The organism is Raineya orbicola, from assembly GCF_002843425.1.
Taxonomy (GTDB): Bacteria; Bacteroidota; Bacteroidia; order Cytophagales; family Thermonemataceae; genus Raineya; species Raineya orbicola.
In genome coordinates this window covers 59,990-75,551 of the sequence record NZ_NKXO01000001.1, presented here as the reverse complement: position 1 = coordinate 75,551, position 15,562 = coordinate 59,990, and the positions used below count along the sequence as shown (strand labels likewise).

General features: G+C 39.2%; 13 protein-coding genes and 1 riboswitch. Of the genes, 8 read left to right on the top strand and 5 right to left on the bottom strand.

The window, feature by feature from the left end; genetic code table 11:
- Nucleotides 1–16: 16 nt before the first annotated feature.
- Nucleotides 17–685 (bottom strand): DnaJ domain-containing protein, encoded by a 669-nt coding sequence (locus Rain11_RS00365; protein WP_207764400.1) that lies wholly within the window; start codon nt 683–685, stop codon nt 17–19.
- A 167-nt stretch (nt 686–852) separates the two neighbouring features.
- Here Rain11_RS00365 and Rain11_RS00360 point away from each other — a divergent pair, with 167 nt between their 5' ends.
- The gene (locus tag Rain11_RS00360; protein WP_317042733.1) at nt 853–1,935 is read left to right on the top strand and encodes an alkane 1-monooxygenase; all 1,083 of its coding nucleotides are present in this window, start codon (nt 853–855) and stop codon (nt 1,933–1,935) included.
- A gap of 2 nt (nt 1,936–1,937) precedes the next feature.
- Here the strand turns inward: Rain11_RS00360 and Rain11_RS00355 are convergent, their stop codons facing one another.
- On the bottom strand, nt 1,938–2,384 hold the full coding sequence (locus tag Rain11_RS00355; RefSeq protein WP_101357329.1) for an acyl-CoA thioesterase: 447 nt from the start codon (nt 2,382–2,384) through the stop codon (nt 1,938–1,940).
- A 46-nt stretch (nt 2,385–2,430) separates the two neighbouring features.
- The gene (locus Rain11_RS00350) at nt 2,431–2,970 is read right to left on the bottom strand and encodes a cyclic nucleotide-binding domain-containing protein (RefSeq protein ID WP_101357328.1); all 540 of its coding nucleotides are present in this window, start codon (nt 2,968–2,970) and stop codon (nt 2,431–2,433) included.
- Between Rain11_RS00350 and truA the strand changes: the two genes are divergently transcribed.
- A complete protein-coding gene (gene truA / locus Rain11_RS00345) occupies nt 2,957–3,775 on the top strand; it encodes a tRNA pseudouridine(38-40) synthase TruA (protein ID WP_317042732.1) in 819 nt (272 codons plus the stop codon). The two genes, Rain11_RS00350 and truA, sit on opposite strands and share 14 nt — an antisense overlap.
- 37 nt (nt 3,776–3,812) lie before the next feature.
- On the opposite strand, the gene Rain11_RS00340 is transcribed toward truA, so the two are convergent.
- Nucleotides 3,813–6,002, bottom strand: a complete 2,190-nt coding sequence (locus Rain11_RS00340) for a T9SS type A sorting domain-containing protein (RefSeq protein ID WP_101357326.1) — start codon at nt 6,000–6,002, stop codon at nt 3,813–3,815.
- 185 nt (nt 6,003–6,187) lie between these two features.
- Complete coding sequence (locus Rain11_RS00335) at nt 6,188–7,780, bottom strand: zinc metalloprotease (RefSeq protein WP_101357325.1); 1,593 nt, start codon at nt 7,778–7,780, stop codon at nt 6,188–6,190.
- 214 nt (nt 7,781–7,994) lie between these two features.
- Here Rain11_RS00335 and Rain11_RS00330 point away from each other — a divergent pair, with 214 nt between their 5' ends.
- The 6 genes from Rain11_RS00330 to metH all read left to right on the top strand — a co-directional run bounded on the left by Rain11_RS00330 (nt 7,995) and on the right by metH (nt 15,547).
- Complete coding sequence (locus Rain11_RS00330) at nt 7,995–9,155, top strand: anhydro-N-acetylmuramic acid kinase (protein ID WP_101357324.1); 1,161 nt, start codon at nt 7,995–7,997, stop codon at nt 9,153–9,155.
- 58 nt (nt 9,156–9,213) lie between these two features.
- Entirely contained in the window at nt 9,214–9,513 is a 300-nt protein-coding gene (locus Rain11_RS00325) for a HesB/IscA family protein (protein ID WP_101357323.1), read from the top strand.
- Between the two features lie 7 nt (nt 9,514–9,520).
- Nucleotides 9,521–10,600 (top strand): agmatinase family protein, encoded by a 1,080-nt coding sequence (locus Rain11_RS00320; protein WP_101357322.1) that lies wholly within the window; start codon nt 9,521–9,523, stop codon nt 10,598–10,600.
- Between the two features lie 50 nt (nt 10,601–10,650).
- Nucleotides 10,651–10,765: riboswitch (SAM riboswitch) on the top strand.
- Nucleotides 10,766–10,847: 82 nt separating this feature from the next.
- Entirely contained in the window at nt 10,848–11,051 is a 204-nt protein-coding gene (locus Rain11_RS00315; RefSeq protein WP_101357321.1) for a type II toxin-antitoxin system HicB family antitoxin, read from the top strand.
- Nucleotides 11,048–11,287 carry a type II toxin-antitoxin system HicA family toxin gene (locus Rain11_RS00310; RefSeq protein ID WP_101357320.1) on the top strand — a complete coding sequence of 80 codons (240 nt, stop codon included), beginning with the start codon at nt 11,048–11,050 and terminating at the stop codon, nt 11,285–11,287. The genes Rain11_RS00315 and Rain11_RS00310 overlap by 4 nt, the downstream gene beginning before the upstream one ends.
- Nucleotides 11,288–11,302: 15 nt before the next feature.
- On the top strand, nt 11,303–15,547 hold the full coding sequence (gene metH, locus Rain11_RS00305; protein WP_243390514.1) for a methionine synthase: 4,245 nt from the start codon (nt 11,303–11,305) through the stop codon (nt 15,545–15,547).
- Nucleotides 15,548–15,562: the final 15 nt, after the last annotated feature.

The window sequence follows — 15,562 nt, the reverse complement described above, 5'->3', positions numbered from 1 at the left end:
ATTGTGTTGTTTTATTTCAATCGCTTCTGAAACCTAAAATGCTCAAAATAGCCTTAATTCTATTTTTTTGAGGACGCGTGATATTGGCTTCTTCTTTTTGCTCCTGTTCTTTTTGTTTTTGTTCCTCTTGCTTAGCTTTGGCTTCTTGTTCTTGTTGTTGTTTGATTTTCTGCTCTAAAATAGCATTCTCACGATTTTGCTTAAATTTCTCGTAAAAACTCTCTTCTTTTTCCGCATCTTTCTTTTTTGCTTCTTCGGCGGCTTTCTTTTGCTTTTCAATGAGTTCGTTATGCTTACGCATTAGCTCATCAAGCCTATTTTTATAGGCTTCGGCATTGTGGAATAGTTTTTCTTTTTTATCGTTTTTTTCAGTTTTATCCTGATTTGAAGTTGTTTTTTTAGTAGTAGTTTCTGTTTTCCGAAACGAGCCAACTTTCGTGGAAGAAGTAGGTTCTACTTTTTTATCAAGAATAGCTTTACGAAGCTGATAATCGTAAAAGTTGCGTTTAATAGCATTCGAAAGCACTGAATAAGCCTCTTTTATATCCATAAACATCTGTTCGGCTTCGGCATTGCCCGGATTGAGGTCTGGGTGCCACTTCTTTGCCAAGTTCCTGTAAGCACTTTTTATCATTTCTACCGAAGCACTTTCAGGTACTTCTAGAATGGTATAATAGTTTTTCAACGCTTTTGAAAGTTTTAGTTGATTGAAAAATCAGAGTTTTGTCAGGATTTTGTTTCGCAATAATGCTAAAATTTGAGATAAAAAACAAATGATGAACAAATAAAAAATTACAAATTAAACTTGTAGTTTAGAAATATATTTTGTAATTTTGGAAAAATTTGAATACGATGAAAAAGTTTGGCTATTTATTCCCATTTATTTTACCTGCTTTGTGGGTATGGGGCTACTATCAAGGTGGCATTTGGAACTACGCCACAGTCTTATTTGCTTTTGGTATTATTCCCATTTTTGATGCCCTTTTAGGCATTGATAAGCATAATTTTCCCAAAGAAACAGAAAAACAAATCAGTGAAGAAGGATACTACAAGGGCGTTTTATACTTGTGGGCGTTTTTGCAGATAGGCTTGCTTGTATGGGCTTGCTACGTAGTTTCGCTGAATACCCTGCAAACTTACGAATATGTAGGCTTTTTGCTGAGTACAATGACGGTACTTGGGGGCGTAGGTATCACGGTAGCTCACGAATTAGGGCATAAAAGTAGCCGTTTTGAACAAATTTTAGCCAAAATTATATTAGATACCGTTTTTTACAGACATTTTTTTATAGAACACAACCGAGGGCATCACGTCAATGTAGCTACTCCCTTAGACCCCGCTACTTCACGTAAAAATCAAAGTTTTTATAGATTTTGGCGGCAAAGCGTATGGGGCAGTATTCGCAGTGCTTGGAAAATAGAAGCTAAAAGGTTACAAAAACAAGGAAAAAGCAATTGGAATTGGGAAAACGAAATGTGGAACTGCCTTTTTGAACCTTTATTGCTAATGATAACCCTGACTGCCTCAATGAGCCTTTTACAAGGATACTTTGTGTGGCAAGTGAGTGTCTTTTACATTTTACAAAGCGTATTAAGTTTTTCGCTTTTGGAGGCTGTCAATTACATTGAACACTACGGTATCACCCGCCGTTTGTTGGAAAATGGCAAATACGAACGCGTAGAACACCTACACTCTTGGAATGCAAGTCATCTATTGAGCAACTTTTTTCTTTTTCAACTTCAACGCCATTCCGACCATCACGCCTATGCCAATCGCCGATATCAGATACTCAGACACTTTGAGGATAGCCCACAACTTCCCGCAGGCTATCCCACAATGGTACTTCTGGCACTTATTCCTCCGCTTTGGTTTGCTGTAATGAACAAGCGTTTAGATAATTGGGAAAAAAGCGTATATGAAGCAAGAAATGCTTAAACTTACATTCCTTGCAATTTTTTGACTTTTTCTACAATCCACTGCGGTGTAGTGGCTTTCTGACGTTTGTGATAGTCATAGCTTACAATGCGTGCAATGGCTCGTGTTGCAATTCTTTCGTGCTTTTTGCTGATAATCACGCTTTCCATTGTATAGCTAAACTCATCGGGAAAATCTATCACTTTTGTTCCTAAATACATCAAATCGGGGTATGCAAGAGGCATCTTGTACTGAATGTTAATTTCAGCCAAAATAGGACCGATTCCCGCACCAAAATTGCCTGCTTCGCCTTCGGCAATAAGGTCTAAATAGGCAACCCTTGCCGATTCGGCATAACGAGCATACATTACATTATTGACGTGATGAGCCAAATCCATATCTCCCCATTGTACGGGTAGCTCAATTACGGCATAATAGCCTTGCAATAGTTGTTTAACTTTCTCTGTCATAGGTAGTTGTTAAGTATTGAGTATTGAGTATTCAGTAGTTGGATAATTACTCGCTTTGAAAGGTTTTCATATATGCCTCTCCCAAATGGAAAAGCCCAATATGTCTTCTGTACGAATTGAATAAGTTTTTCGTATTTTCGTCGTAAAGTTCGGCAAGTGAAGTCATCATTTTTGCCTGAATACTTATTTTATACTTAAAAATTTCTAAAATATTCACCTGTGGAATAATGTAAAGCAGAGCCTCCTTGGAACGCACTACGGCATTATACACCCTTTCGCTATTTTCTACCAAAGCATTGATACCAATAGCTACTCCTTTTTTGGCTGTGGCAAGAGTTTCAAAAGAATCTTGATGGTCTAAATTGAGTTCTACCGTGCCACTCTTGATAACATAAAGAGCTTGTGAAGGGTCGTTGCGAAAGAAAATAGCTTCATTTTGTTTGTATTCGCGTAGATGCAAGAAAGGCAAAAACTCCTCCATTTCTTTTTCGGTCAGACGCTCAAAGAGTTTTACATTTTTGAAAAAATCAAAAATTTCTTTTTCTTGCGTGCTATAAACCTTTCTAAAAGGATTGAGTAACTTCATATCTCTGATTTTTCGCTATATTAACGAAAAATTTATTTTATTGATGCGTTACTTCATAGAAATTTCTTACAAAGGCACAGCGTATGCAGGTTGGCAAATACAAAAAAATGCTTTAAGTGTGCAAGAAGTAATTGAAAAAGCCCTTTCAGTCAGTTTGCGAGAACCTATTAGCATCGTAGGCAGTGGCAGAACCGATACAGGCGTACACGCCCTACAACAATTTGCCCATTTTGATTACGCCTCGCCTCTGTCCTCACAAATTCTGAAAAATTGGAATGCTCTTTTACCCAAAGATATTACTATTTGCGGGCTATATCAGGTTTCGCAAAAAGCACATAGTAGATTTGACGCTATCAGCAGAACGTATCAGTACCGAATTGTGCAAAACAAAAACAGCTTTCTGCAAGATTTAGCTTTGTATTTTCCTTACAAGCTCAATGTAGAAATAATACAAGAGGCTTCTCGCCTACTACTGAATTATGAGGATTTTGAAAGTTTTAGCAAAATCAAAGCGAATACACCCCATTTTAAGTGTAAGATTTATGAAGCTTTTTGGCAAGTGCAAAAAGATTTAGTCAGCGGCAAAGATGTTTTAGTCTTTCAAATTTCTGCTAATCGGTTTTTGTGGGGAATGGTACGAGCTATTGTAGGAACATTATTAGAAGTAGGACAAGGGAAAATGAGCCTATCAGATTTTGAGCAAATTATCCAAGCCCGCAACCGAAGCAAAGCCTCCGCCGCCGCACCCGCTTGTGGATTGTATTTGGCTTCAGTAAAATATCCTTTTATTTTAAGCAGTACATAAAAGCCTGCCAAATTTCGGTTCTGGCAGGCTTTATTTTTTATTGAATAATCAGTTTGTAAGTCTGCTTACCCCCAAGCGTTGTAACTTCTAAAATATAGACACCCTTCGCAAGAGAGGCTAAACTAATTTCTTTACGATAATTTTCATTTATTGCTACACTCACGTTTTCACCCCAAATTTCCTGTCCCAAAGGATTTACCAAACGTAAATTTACAGGAGTATTTTCAAAACTTGCCATTGTTAGATATATCTTTTCGCTGGCAGGATTGGGATATACAGAAATAGTTGTTCCTTTACCCCATTCAGCTACAACGATATTGCTATAAGTAATTTTTCCAGCTTCCTCTATACGCAAGCGATAATAGTTTTTACCAAATTTGGGGTTATTATCCCAAAGCTCATAATTTTCTACACTTTGGGCATTGATAGTTCCAAGAGGGAAAAACTCTTTGGCATTATAGCTTTTTTCCACTACATAACGCTCTATATTTAACTCATTAACTACTCGCCACAACAGACGTATGCTTTCAACCTGAGTTTGAGTGGTAAAATCAACAAGTTGCACAGGCAGAGGGTTCGGTGGCAAGCCCATACCAAAACCTGAAAATCCGTTTGTAAAGCCTCCCTCTATCCAGAAATCTGCCCCAAAAGTTCCTTGCGAAGTGGGAGAACTTTGCGTGCTTGGCGAACCAATAGTTGCCGAACTAATTGCTCCCGCATATTTATGCACTACGGCGGCTGTACGGTTCTGACCTGTGGCGGTTTCCCAGCCTGTAACTTCGGCGTTGGTATAATACAGACGCATATTATATGCCCCTGTTGGGTTGTTGGTTGCAGGAATTACTCGGATAGTTTTACTTGCTAAATACTCCGCTGTGGAAGTTGTTGTAAATTGCACAGCCCCTGTACCTGCCCTATCCACATACACTTGCGTACAGCCGTAATTGTGAGAAGTTGTATTTTCTATACGAGCTACCAATCTGCCATTAGCAGGGTTGTAAGCGTAATTGAGCGAATTGGGACCCAAATATAACCTATTTGCCATTGCAGGAGCAGTAAAAGTGTTTGTTTCTACGGCTGTGCCTGTAAAGGGCAAAGCCTCTACCACAATATTATCTATTACAAAAGCAGGTTGATTGGCTACGCTGTTATCATTATCCCAACGCCAAGCCAAGTGAAATTGTTGCCCTTGTAAAGCAGCGGGCAAATTAACTATTCTGGTAGTAGTAGTAGTAACCCCTCTGTAAGGTGAAGGATTAGCTCCTTCTATCTGTACCCAAGTGGTAGGTGAAGAAGCAAGTGAGTAATACAAAGAACCATAATCATAATCCGTAATACCTGCTCTTTCCCCATTACATTGGAAATCAAAAGTTACTCTTAACTGATTATTGGGATATGCTGTAGCATTGATGACAGGGGTTTGAAACAATGCGGCACCAGCAGCAGTAGCACTATAATTTCCGCTGGCAGCACTTTGGGAAATATAAGCACTATTTGTACCATTTAGAACTCTTTGCGTACCCACACGCCAAATATTTACTGCACCTGAAGAAATATATTGTGTCCAACCTGCTGCTGCACCACTTTCAAAATTTTCTGAAAACAAAGTAGCTCCTGCCACAGAGGGTTGCGGGTGGCTGTCATTATCGCTCAAAGAAAGCGTATGCGTATTATTGGAGGTACTGATTTGAGCTGTTCCGCTTACAATTGTTAAACCAAATGTAATGTTTTCCAGTACTTCAAGAGCAGGGTCATCATAGATACGTAGTTGGAAGTTCTGATTGGCTGTACTTGCTGCAGGGAAAGTTAGAGTTGAATTGACAATATCAAAATCAACACCGTTGATGGCTGTTCCGCCTGTAACATTCAGCCCTACTACTACACTGCCTGTGGGTGCCAAATTGATTTGTACAGGGATATTTACAAGTACAAAAGGACGACAATCGCCTACAAGCGGGGCATTTGTATTGTTTTCAGCAGCAGTGCTTGTAGTATTTACAAATGATACTCTTGGCATTTGGTCTATGACACGAATGTTATCCAAACGCAAAAAGCCTGCTGTATTTACAGATGAAGCAAGGAATCTGAATCTTACAAGTTGTCCATTATAGGTAGTGGATAAATTCACACTTTTTGCCGCCCAAGCATTATTGGAAAGAGTGTTTCCTTGCTGGTCAAACACATTCGTCCAAGTAGCACTACCACAGACCTGTATATCTACACGCAAGCGGGCATTTCCGCCATTGTTTTTGAATACATCAAAAGAAAGCGTTACATTACCACTGGCAGAAGTTAAATCAATGAGAGGGGAATAAAGAATATCATCAGCACCACCATCGCCCAGAGGTAAGCGAGCTACGGTAGCTCCATTAGTACCATTATCGCCTGTTTGCTCAAACCAAGTGTTGCAATTTAGAGGATTTTGCTCAATGTACCAGTTGTAGGAGGAAAGGCATTACTTTCAAAATTTTCTTCAAAAGGCAATGAGTTGCCTGCTCCCACACTAAAATTAGAAATGATTTCATTAACATACATATCTGATGAATGCGAGCTACCATTAGAAACACTTACCCATACTCTTATGCTATGATTGCCTGTGGAAAGGGTTTGAGTGGGCAAATTTACATTAGCAGTAGCTTTGTAAGCAAGACTTCCCGACCAAGCAAAAGTTTGCGTTGAACCTCCGTCTATTTGGTAGCTAATAGTAGCCGAAGTAAGATTATTAGAACCTAAATTACGCAGTATTACCGTAGGCGTAAAAGTGCCACAGACATTACCTAAAGGCGAAACTATATCAACAATACCACCATAATTGGTTGCGGGAGCTAAAAGAGCAGGCGAAGTAAGCAAAGTTTTACGACGGGGCGAGTTCTCTATTACGGTTCGCATACGCGTAGCTTGGTCGTTGGTAAAAATGTTCATACACAAATCATCTGTGTAATCCATATAGTTTTCTTTCATATCAGGGAAATCTACAGGCGTATCGGTACAAGAATTCACATTCGGACAACCAAAATTTGCAGCACCAGCCGTAGGCGTATCAGCACAGAAATCATCTACACCACACCCTCCATCACCCCAAATATGTCTTAATCCTAATCCGTGTCCAATTTCGTGAGTAGCTGTGCGTCCATCGCCATAAGGTCCTCCTAAACCTCTTCCAAAGTATTGATACCCCATTACAAGTCCATCGGTATTGGCATTAGCAGCCCCACATCCAACTCCCCCAATAGGACTTTCAGGAAATTGGGCATAGCCAAGTAACCCTGCATCAGCCCCGCCAAACTGAACAGTCCACATATTCATATATTCATCAGGGTTCCATATTGTGTTAGGCTTTATAGTTCCGTTAATATAGGTCGCTTCAAACCCGGGTTGCCAATTAGTGGCATTATTAGGCAAAGTATTTCTATTTACCCTATTGATACCATTGGTTGCCGCACCTGCGGGTGTTCTTTTGGCAAGAACAAATTCAATACGAGTATCGGCACCTTCGGGGTGTGTATTCCAACCGGGTGTGCCTGCCATTTTTCTAAAATCCTCATTCAATACATTGATTTGATCTTGTACTTGTGCATCACTGATATTGCTTCCTGTACCAATTGCTTCTCCATTGTGTATCACGTGTACTACCACAGGAATATAATACACTCCCCCAATGGTACGAGTAGAAGCGTTACCGTTTGCTATATCACGTCTTCTTTTGGCTATTGCTTTTGCAATCCAAGCCTCAAAATCTCTATCAAAATTGGGATTATTTTTGCGGAGTTGCTCGTTGTACTCTACTGAATAACAGCGAATTTTACCTGTACGTTGTAGAGCTTCTTGGTTGAAATCTTTTAGGTAAATTCCGTTATTCCCTCTTTGGTAAGCATTTTTTTGTGATAAATTTTTACTTTTGTTTTCAAAAGGCAGTCCCTCTTGAATTTTTTGTGCTTTCAATTGCACCGTAAAGCCCAAAAAAAAGATAAGGGCTAACTTGAAAGAATAAAGTAGTTTTGTCATACGTTGTTTAAATTTTTGTAAAGAATAGTTTTGCCACAAAGTTCATAATTTATTCTCATTTGCATAACAAAAGTAACCACCAATGTAAGTTTTTACCAAATAAAATTTGACTTTACTTAGTTTAATTGAAATTTTAGGCTAAAAAATTTTCAAAATACAACTTTCTATTTGTAAGTTTTTGGAATATTTTACATGGATAAATGTTCAAACACCAATGCTTGAAAAACTTTGCAAAATTGCCGAGAAAAAAGAACGAAAGATAATTGGCTTGATGTCAGGCACTTCGCTTGATGGACTGGATATTGCTTTGTGCAAATTCAGAGGTTCAGGATTACAAACACAAGTAGATTTACTTGCCTTCGGCACCATTCCTTACTCCAAACAAATTCGTTCTGAAATAGAAAAAGTCTTTGCCAAGAAAAATATAGATTTAGAGCAAGTTACACTTTTACATAACTATTTAGGAAGGTTTTACGCAAAATGTATTAAAGAGTTCTTACAAAAAGAACATTATTCAGTAGCAGAAATTGACCTCATTGCCTCTCACGGACAAACTATTTTCCACGCTCCCAAGCACTTTCATAAAAATCCGATGTTTGGTAATGCTACACTTCAAATTGCCGATGCCGACCAAATTGCTTATCATACGGGCATTATTACCATAAGCGATTTTCGGCAAAAACACATCGCCGCAGGCGGCGAAGGGGCTCCACTTGCTATTTATGGAGATTTTTTGCTTTTCAAAAAAGAAGGCGAAAATCGCATTTTGCTCAATATCGGTGGAATAGCTAATTTTACATTTATTCCTGCTTCTTGCAATCCGCAAGCTGTATGGGCAAGCGACACAGGCACAGGAAACACCCTTTTAGATTTTTTTGCCCAAAAATTTTTTCAAAAACCCTATGATGAAAATGGCGAGATTGCTCAATCAGGCACTTGCAATGATTTTCTGCTTCAAAAACTATCAGAAAACCCATTTTTTCAGCTTTCTTTTCCTAAAAGTACAGGGCAAGAAACCTTCAATTTTGCTTGGGTTGAAAGTATCTTGCAAGATTATCATTTGCAAATCAGCCCACAAGATTTACTCTGCACACTTACGCATTTTACTGCAAAAGGCATTTTGAAAGGTTTGCAGGCTGTTGGAGAGAAAAATTTGAAAATTTACGTAAGTGGTGGCGGAGCTAAAAATCAGTTTTTAATAAAACTTTTGCAAGAGCATCATCAGGTACAAAATTTGGAGGTTTTAGGTATTTCAGCTGATGCCAAAGAAGCCGTTTTGTTTGCTCTACTTGCCAACGAAACTATCACAGGAAGCAAGATAGCTATCGGCTCAAACCCTTGCGTTTGTATGGGAAAGATTTCACTGCCTTGTTAATTTTCGTTATTGTTTCTTGTAAAATTTGTATATTGCAAGCCGAATTTTGAGGAATTCAATGAATAAATTTTTGCCTTTGGAAATAACATCTCTTGCTTTGCAAGAAATCAAAAATATCAAACAAAATAAAGGTATCCCTGCTGAATATGCCTTACGCATAGGCATACGAGGAGGTGGGTGTAGTGCTTCATATCTGATTGGATTTGATAAACCCAAACCTTCTGACGAAACCTACGAAATAGAAGATTTGCAAATTCTTATAGATAAAAAACACTTAATGTATTTAATTGATTTACAAGTAGATTTTGAAGAAACTTCCGAAGGACGAGGATTTACTTTTACAAAAAAAACAAAATAAAATCACAATGACTAAGCAAGAACTTATTGCACAAATAAATCCCAATGATGTAGGAGTATTGGGAAGACTTTTCGGATTACCTTTTGACGAAAACACTGCTGATTTGATAATTATTCCTGTACCTTGGGAAGTAACCGTTTCGTATGGAGCAGGTACGGCATATGCTCCCGAAGAGATTTTATATGCTTCTGCCCAAGTAGATTTATATGATGCCGATATTGAAAATGCTTGGCATTTAGGAGTTGCTATGCTTCCTTTTCCTCAAAAATGGTTGGACCTAAGCGAAACCTTACGGGAGGAAGCCGAAACCTATATTGATTGGCTGGAAGAGGGTATGCCCGAAGAAGCAGACAAAGAAGTTACTTATTTACACGAAATTCCTGATGTTATCAACAACGAATGTGCTAAACTTAATCAGTGGGTAAAAGAAACTGCTACACAATGGCTCAATCAGGGTAAAATTGTAGCCCTACTCGGCGGCGACCACAGCACCCCTCTGGGATTGTTACAGGCTCTCGCCGAAAAATACAATAATTTTGGCATTTTACAAATTGATGCCCACGCCGACCTTCGCATAGCCTACGAGGGTTTTGAGTTCTCTCACGCCTCTGTAATGTATAATGCCCTAAAAATCCCACAAATTTCAAAGCTGGTGCAAATTGGTATTCGCGATTATTGCGAAGCAGAAATGCAAATTATACAAGAAAATCCGCAAAGAATAAAAACTTTCTTTGACCAAAATCTTAAAGAAGCCCTTTACACAGGCAAAAATTGGGCAAACCTTTGCGATGAAATTATCCAAGAACTCCCTGAAAATGTTTATATCAGCTTTGATATTGATGGACTTGACCCCAAACTTTGCCCTAATACAGGCACACCCGTAGCAGGTGGCTTTGAATTTGCTGAAATCACTTTTTTACTTAAAAAATTAGTCAATGCGGGCAAAAAAATTATTGGTTTTGATTTAGTAGAAGTTGCCTGCGGCGATGTAGAAAATAATGAATGGGACGCAAATGTTGGGGCAAGAATGCTTTTCAAGCTCTGCAACTGGACAGGCGTTTCACAAGGAAAACTCAAAAAAAGATAAAATTTCAACAATAGTTTTGTTAATATAGCAAAATATTCCTACCTTTGCACCACTTATCCAGAAAGCCGGAGACACGGGGTCTATGAAGGCTTGGCAACCCTTCCTTATTTTTGGAAACGGTGCCAACTCCCGCCCAAAGCAATCTGCTTATGGGAAAGATAAGTGTAAGCCATTCTTACTTGCCTACACTTCGCTTGTCTGCCTGTCTTTTTGGAATTTTTTACAAATTCAAAATTAAAATTTTCAAATGGAGGAAATTTTTATCGTCAGCGAGTCTCTTGAAGGTGGTTATGAAGCCAAATCACTTCAAAATAGCATTTTTACTCAAGCTGAGACACTGGAAGAATTAAGAGAAAACATTAAAGATGCAGTAAAATGCCATTTTGCAGAGGGCAATACACCTAAAATAATTCGTCTACACTTTGTAAAAGAGGAGGTATTTGTGGTATGAAATTACCAAGAGATTTATCAGGTTTAGAGCTTGCCCAAAAATTAAAAAAATTTGGATATGAAATTACAAGGCAAACAGGCAGTCATATCAGACTTACAACCCAGGAAAAGGGAGAACATCACATTACTATACCTGCTCATAACCCGTTGAAGGTTGGCACATTATCCGCTATTCTTTTGGAAGTTGCTCAACACTTCAATATCAGCAAAAATGAAGTTATTGAAGAAATTTCTTAAAATCTTTTTTATCAAATGACCAGCCCAAACATTTACGATATCCTCAAAGAGCGTATCCTTGTGCTTGATGGTGCAATGGGTACAATGATTCAGCAATACAAACTCACCGAAGCCGATTATCGTGGAGAACGTTTCAAAGATTTTCCTCACGACCTCAAAGGCAATAACGACCTGCTTTCCATTACCCAGCCGCATATTATTCAAGAAATTCATCGCAAATATTTAGAAGCAGGAGCCGACATCATTGAAACCAACACCTTCAATGGTACGCGTATTTCTATGGCAGACTACCATATGGAGGATTTGGTCTATGAACTCAATTTCCAGTCTGCAAAAATAGCCAAAGAAGTTTGTGAGGAATTTACTCGCCAAAACCCTGCAAAGCCTCGTTTTGTAGCAGGCTCTATTGGTCCTACCAATAAAACTGCCTCTCTTTCGCCCGATGTCAATAACCCAGGTTACAGAGCCATTACTTTTGATGAACTCGTAGAAGCCTACACCGAACAAATTAGAGGGCTGATAGACGGCGGAGCAGATATTTTACTCATTGAAACCATTTTTGATACACTCAACGCCAAAGCCGCTCTTTTTGCCATTGAAACATATTTTGAAAAAACAGGTAAGCGATTGCCTATAATGGTTTCTGGCACAATTACCGATGCTTCGGGGCGAACACTATCAGGACAAACCGCAGAGGCTTTCTTGATTTCTGTTTCCCACTTACCTTTGCTTTCAGTAGGTTTCAATTGTGCTTTGGGAGCGGATTTGTTGCGTCCTTATTCGGAAGAAATTGCCAAGAAAGCACCTTTTTATACTTCTGCTCACCCTAACGCAGGTTTGCCCAATGCCTTCGGAGAATACGACCAAAGCCCCGAAGAAATGGCAAAAATTGTGGAGGATTTCTTAAAAGATGGACTTGTCAATATTATTGGGGGCTGTTGTGGTACAACGCCTGCTCATATCAAACTCATTGCCGAACTTGCCCAAAAATACAAACCTCGTCCCCTACCCCAAGATGATGAGATTTCTAAATATTCGGGATTAGAGCCTCTGAAAGCAACCAAAGAAATACGCTTCATCAATGTAGGAGAGCGTACCAATGTAACAGGTTCAAGGGCTTTTGCCCGCCTTATCAAAGAGGAAAAATATGAAGAAGCTCTGGCGGTAGCTCGCACGCAAGTAGAGGGCGGTGCCCAAATGATAGATGTCAATATGGACGAGGGAATGTTAGATTCCGAAAAGGCTATGGTTACATTCCTGAACCTGATTGCTTCTGAACCTGATATTGCCCGCCTGCCTATTATGATTGATAGTTCCAAGTGGAGCGTCATTGAAGCTGGTTTGAAATGCGTGCAAGGCAAAGCAGTTGTTAATTCTATTTCATTAAAAGAAGGCGAGGAGGATTTCATCAAAAAAGCAAAACTTATCAAAAAATATGGTGCGGCGGTCATTGTAATGGCATTCGACGAGCAAGGGCAAGCCGACACTTACGAAAGACGCATACAAATCTGCGAAAGAGCCTATAAAATTCTTACTGAAAAAGTAGGTTTTCCTCCCGAAGACATCATCTTTGACCCCAACATTCTTACCGTCGCTACGGGTATTGAAGAACATAACAATTATGCCGTAGATTTTGTACGTGCTACCGAATGGATTAAGAAAAACCTACCTTACGCCAAAGTTTCAGGCGGGGTAAGTAATATTTCGTTCAGTTTCAGGGGGAATGATGTTGTTCGCGAAGCTATGCATTCTGCTTTCTTGTACCGAGCTATTCAGGCAGGTATGGATATGGGCATTGTAAATGCGGGGCAACTTGCTGTCTATGAGGAAATTCCCAAAGATTTACTTGAACTTGTAGAAGATGTTCTTTGGAACAGACGTCCTGATGCTACGGAACGTTTGGTGGCTTTTGCCGAGCAAATCAAAAATAAAAGTGGAAAAACGCAAGAAATAGATTTAGCTTGGCGAAATGAACCCGTAGAAAAACGCTTGGCTCACGCTCTCATCAAAGGTATTGCCGATTTTATTGAAACTGATGTAGAAGAAGCTCGGCAAAAGTATGCCCACCCTTTACAAATTATTGAAGGTCCTCTGATGGACGGAATGAATATTGTAGGCGATCTGTTTGGTGAAGGGAAAATGTTTCTGCCGCAAGTAGTAAAATCTGCAAGGGTAATGAAAAAAGCCGTAGCGTATTTGTTGCCTTTTATGGAAGCTGAAAAGAAAGAAAACCAAAACTCTATGGGGGCTGGCAAAATCTTACTTGCCACCGTAAAAGGTGATGTACACGACATTGGCAAAAACATTGTAGGGGTGGTACTTGCTTGCAACGGCTTTGAAATTATTGATTTAGGTGTAATGGTGCCTACACAGAAAATTTTAGAAGAAGCCCGAAAACATCAAGTAGATATTATCGGTCTTTCAGGATTGATTACGCCCAGCCTTGATGAAATGGTTAGTGTTGCCAAAGAAATGGAACGTGAAGGTTTCAAGATACCTCTGCTCATTGGCGGTGCTACCACTTCAAAGGCTCACACAGCTGTAAAAATTGCTCCCAATTATTCAGAACCCGTCATCCACGTACTTGATGCCAGCCGTAGTGTGCCTGTGGCAACTAAATTGCTCTCCAAACAAAAAGGCGAAAAAGAAAATTTTGTTGCAGAAATTAAACAAGAATACGACAAAATTCGCAATGATTTTCTCAATCGTAAGCAAGAGAAAAATTACATCTCACTGCAAGAAGCTCGTAAAAATAAATTCAAAATAGATTGGGCAAAAACACAAATTCACAAACCTAAATTTTTAGGCAATAAATACTTTATCAATTACGATTTAGCAGAAATTGCCAAATACATAGATTGGACACCCTTTTTCCAAACTTGGGAACTTGCAGGCAAATTCCCTCAAATACTTGATGATGAAATAGTCGGGACAGAAGCCCGCAAGCTATACGAAGATGCTCAAAAAATGCTTGCTGAAATCATTCAAAATAAATCTCTGCAAGCAAATGCAGTAATTGGTTTTTATCCCTGCAATACTATCAATGATGATGATATTCTGCTTTATGATTTTGAAGAAACGGAGGTTATCACACCTTGTACCAAACATAACGGACACGCTCATAAAAAGTATGAAGTGCTAAAAAAGCCATTACTACTCAAAAACTCACACCCCCTAATATTTGAAAATCGCCTCACAGGAGGAATCTCCAATATTAAAGAATTAGAGACAAAAAGAAAAGCTCTTAGAAATGGGGCTACTAAAGCTGAAAAGTTTCTGTGGAAGTTTCTACAAAAATCGCAATTAGGACGAAAATTTAGAAGACAGCATAGTGTAGAAAACTTCATTTTAGACTTTTATTGCCCCGAAGAGAAATTAGCTATTGAATTGGACGGCAAAGGACATTTCTCGCCTGTAGGTCAGGAATACGATTTGTACCGCGATACCCGATTAGCAGAACTCGGCTTAAAAGTGTTGCATTTTGAAAATAAACTTGTTTTAGAAAATATAGAAAGTGTTTTAGCTGAAATCAAAAATAATTATGGTTGGTACAAAAATCAACCACCCCTAACCCCTCCTTGGAAAGGAGTGGAGAAAGCATCGCCCCTCCTCTCTGAGGAGGGGAAGGGGGTGGTGTATAATCCTCATTGGGCAATTATTCACACACTTCGTCAGCAAAATCAAAAATCCGAAGGTTTGCCAAACTTCGCCCTTGCCGATTTTATTGCTCCCCAAGAAACAGAACAAGTGGATTATATGGGCTTTTTTGCCGTTACAGCGGGCATAGGGCTTGAAAAATTAGTGGAAAAATACGAAAAAGACCACGACGACTACAACAGCATTATGGCAAAAGCTCTTGCTGATAGGCTCGCCGAAGCCTTCGCCGAGCTGATGCACGAGCGTGTGCGTAAAGAATTTTGGGGATATTCTCCTGATGAAAATTTCACTAATGAAGAATTGATAAAGGAAAAATACGTGGGGATTCGTCCTGCACCGGGCTATCCTGCCTGCCCCGACCATACCGAAAAAGCTACTATTTTTGAGCTTTTGCAGGCTACCGAAAAAATAGGCTTACAACTTACCGAAAGTTTTGCAATGTATCCTGCGGCGGCAGTTTGCGGTATGTACTTTGCCCATCCCGAAAGTCGTTATTTTGGTTTAGGTAAAATTAGCAAAGACCAAGTCGTAGAGTACGCAGAACGCAAGCAAATGTCTGTTGAAGAGGTTGAAAAATGGTTAAGTTCCATACTGAACTATTAAACTAAAATAGTTTCT

Bases quoted from the DNA above. Each gene is read 5' to 3' on its own strand.
- Rain11_RS00360 (WP_317042733.1), top strand. From the start codon at position 853: ATGAAAAAGTTTGGCTATTTATTCCCATTTATTTTACCTGCTTTGTGG.
- Rain11_RS00330 (WP_101357324.1), top strand. From the start codon at position 7,995: ATGCTTGAAAAACTTTGCAAAATTGCCGAGAAAAAAGAACGAAAGATA.
- Rain11_RS00325 (WP_101357323.1), top strand. From the start codon at position 9,214: ATGAATAAATTTTTGCCTTTGGAAATAACATCTCTTGCTTTGCAAGAA.
- Rain11_RS00315 (WP_101357321.1), top strand. From the start codon at position 10,848: ATGGAGGAAATTTTTATCGTCAGCGAGTCTCTTGAAGGTGGTTATGAA.
- Rain11_RS00320 (WP_101357322.1), top strand. From the start codon at position 9,521: ATGACTAAGCAAGAACTTATTGCACAAATAAATCCCAATGATGTAGGA.
- Rain11_RS00335 (WP_101357325.1), bottom strand. From the start codon at position 7,780: ATGACAAAACTACTTTATTCTTTCAAGTTAGCCCTTATCTTTTTTTTG.
- Rain11_RS00350 (WP_101357328.1), bottom strand. From the start codon at position 2,970: ATGAAGTTACTCAATCCTTTTAGAAAGGTTTATAGCACGCAAGAAAAA.
- Rain11_RS00355 (WP_101357329.1), bottom strand. From the start codon at position 2,384: ATGACAGAGAAAGTTAAACAACTATTGCAAGGCTATTATGCCGTAATT.
- metH (WP_243390514.1), top strand. From the start codon at position 11,303: ATGACCAGCCCAAACATTTACGATATCCTCAAAGAGCGTATCCTTGTG.
- Rain11_RS00310 (WP_101357320.1), top strand. From the start codon at position 11,048: ATGAAATTACCAAGAGATTTATCAGGTTTAGAGCTTGCCCAAAAATTA.